The sequence below is a fragment of the Magnetococcales bacterium genome (assembly GCA_015231925.1).
Classification (GTDB): Bacteria; Pseudomonadota; Magnetococcia; order Magnetococcales; family JADGAQ01; genus JADGAQ01.
In genome coordinates, this window is the sequence record JADGAQ010000352.1 from 1 (window position 1) to 2,104 (window position 2,104).

Annotated in this window: 2 protein-coding genes; both read left to right on the top strand. The window is 64.1% G+C overall.

The annotated features are described in order from the left end of the window. The first annotated feature begins 93 nt into the window (after positions 1–93). A complete protein-coding gene (locus HQL56_19730; protein MBF0311748.1) occupies positions 94–1,095 on the top strand; it encodes a glycosyltransferase family 2 protein in 1,002 nt (333 codons plus the stop codon). Further along, positions 1,082–2,104 (top strand): radical SAM protein (locus tag HQL56_19735; GenBank protein ID MBF0311749.1); only part of this gene is annotated, 1,023 nt, incomplete at its 3' end. The genes HQL56_19730 and HQL56_19735, both read left to right, overlap by 14 nt.

Below are 2,104 nucleotides of genomic sequence, written 5' to 3' on the forward strand. Positions count from 1 at the left end.
CGCTGCCCCGAACCCCGCCGGGGGGGATAATCCCCCCCGGACCCCCGTATGACTTCCCACAGCGGGCACGGTTTCGGAGAGATCGAGATCCCCATGGAAAAGAGAGCCCTGAATCACCACACCCTGTTTTCCATCGTCATCCCCCTGTTCAACGAGGAAGAGGTGCTCGACGCCCTCTTCGAACGGCTCACCGCCCTGGTCGCCCGCCTGCCGGTGCGTGCCGAGGTGATCCTGGTCAACGACGGCTCCCGCGACCGCACCCTGGAAATCGCCACCCGCCGGGTGCTTGCCGACCCGGTGTTCCGCCTGGTAGACCTCTCCCGCAACTTCGGCCACCAGATGGCGGTCTCCGCCGCCCTCTCCCTGGTGCGCGGCCAGGTGGTGGCCATCCTCGACGCCGATCTGCAAGACCCCCCGGAATTGCTGCTGCCCATGCTGGAACGCTGGAGCGCCGGCATCGACGTGGTCTACGGCCAGCGACGACAGCGCAAAGGGGAAACCCCGTTCAAAAAGTTGTCCGCCTCCATCTTCTACCGGATTCTGACTCACCTCTCCAGCACCGACATCCCGCGCGATACCGGCGATTTCCGCGTCATGGACCGCAAAGTGGTGGACGCCCTGGTCAAAATGCCCGAACACCGCCGTTTCCTGCGGGGCATGATCGCCTGGCTGGGGTTTCGCCAGGAGGCCTTCCTCTACGACCGGGAACCCCGCGCCGCCGGAGAAACCAAATATCCCCTGCGCAAGATGATCCGTTTTTCCCTGGACGGCATCTTCTCCTTTTCCATGAAACCGTTGCGCTGGATGGCCATTCTGGGCTTCTGGATGACGCTGTTCGGCTTCCTCTGGGTGCTGTTCTGGGTGGTCACCCGACTGCTCTTTCCGGAGATCTTCCTGCCGGGTATCGCCACCACCCTGGCCACCATCGGGCTGCTCTTCGGTATCAACTTCTTTTTCCTGGGCATCCTGGGGGAGTATATCGGACTGATCTTCCTCAACGTCCAGGGCCGCCCCCACTTCATCATTCGCGAGGTGATCTGCGCCGCAGCGGAAGAAGCCTCGCCACCCGACGGGAACACCCATGAGCTTCTTTGAAGGCGGCCTGCTGCGTCTCGCCTCGTCGGTGGTGACCCGCGACACCCCGGCCTACGTGCAGTTCTACGTCACCGCCCGCTGCAATCTGGCCTGCGAGCAGTGCAACATCATCTACGCCAACGCCGATCAGCAGGAGGCCTCCCTGGAGGAGTGCCACCGCATCGCCGAAAACCTGGCCCGCATCGGCACCTCGGTGGTGCTGTTGACCGGCGGCGAACCCTTCGTGCGCAAGGATCTGCCGGAGATCTGCCAGGCCTTCCTGCAACAGGGCATCCACCCCCGCATTCAAAGCAACGGCTACGTGCGCCGGGAACAACTGGAGCAGATGGCCCGCATCGGGGTGCGGGACATCTCCGTCTCCCTCGACTCCCTGCGGCCCCTCACCCAGAACCGCATCAACGGGGGTTTCGACCGCTCCTGGGAAGCGGCCCTCAACGCCATGGCCCTGGTCAACGAAATCTTCCCCGCCGACGGCTTCGCCGCCCTGGGATGCGTCATCTCCCCCCGCAATCTGGAAGACATTCCCGACGTGTTGCGTTTCGCCACCCGCATCGGCTGGATGCTCTCCCTGGTGCCCGCCCACGTCACCAAGCCCGGCAAGCCGCGCAACTTCGCCACCTTCGACGCCTCCCTGCGTTTTCCCCCGGAGCGGCTGCCACGGGTGCGGGAGATGCTGCGGCAGGTCAAAACCATGCGGGAGGCCGGGGAGTACCTCTACGACTCCGACGAGTATCTCGACGACATCGACCGTTATCTGAGCGGAGAGCCCCTGCGCTGGCGACGCCGCAACAACGACCTGTGCGACAGTCCCAACCTCTACTTCGCCATCCAGCCCAACGGTGACATGGCGGTCTGTTGCGACTACCGTCTGCCCGAATCGGTGCCGGTGCAGCACCCCGATTTCCCGGAATGGTATCGCAGTTTCCGGCTGCGTCAGCAGGTCGCCGCGATTACTTCCCGCTGTTCGGGCTGCATGTACGGCAGTTTCCCGGAGATCTCCATCTCCACG

Coding starts and splice junctions, on each gene's coding strand:
- HQL56_19730 (MBF0311748.1), top strand. CDS start 94: ATGGAAAAGAGAGCCCTGAATCACCACACCCTGTTTTCCATCGTCATC.